This is a genomic window from Myroides sp. DF42-4-2 (assembly GCF_030326445.1).
Lineage (GTDB): Bacteria > Bacteroidota > Bacteroidia > Flavobacteriales > Flavobacteriaceae > Flavobacterium.
In genome coordinates this window covers 1-537 of sequence record NZ_JACAKI010000069.1, presented here as the reverse complement: position 1 = coordinate 537, position 537 = coordinate 1, and the positions used below count along the sequence as shown (strand labels likewise).

1 pseudogene is annotated in these 537 nt (G+C 32.2%); it reads right to left on the bottom strand.

Annotated features, from left to right (window positions below):
• Positions 1-133 precede the first annotated feature (133 nt).
• A pseudogene (locus HX062_RS16180) lies at positions 134-537 on the bottom strand (LinF); the annotation flags it as partial.

Sequence of the window (537 nt, the reverse complement as noted above, 5' to 3'; positions counted from 1 at the left end):
GCACCGAGGCGAGCCAAAACGAATTTTTATGAGTTAAATTTAAAAATAAAAAACGAATAAAATTCGTTTTTGGCGGAATAGTAGGGTAGAACTTTAAATTTAGCACTTTAGCCCCGCTTTTGGCAATACCTTGTTAGCGGTAGTTTTTTCTTATTTCGTGTAGGATTTCGTTCAGTTTTGTTTCAATATTTAGTTCGTCAAATAGTTTCTCCGATAAATTTAATGAGTTTTCAAAAGCTAAAATTATGTTTTTAGGATTTAAATCCGATGTTATTGTTTTATACGCAGAATACCAAGTCATATCAATATCCTTTTCAAGACTTTTAGTCGGACTTTCCCAATGTTGGGTTTTGTTTATTCTTGCTCTAATAAGCCAGAGCAAATATTTCTGAACGTTTGATAAACTATGATGAGCGTGAGCAAATTCCTCTCTCTTAATTAAGTTACTTGTTGTCAGTACAACATTCAGTAATGATTGACTTAACCACAAGATGTTTTCATTTGTTATTCTTTCGGGCGATTTCGTTTTGATTTGAT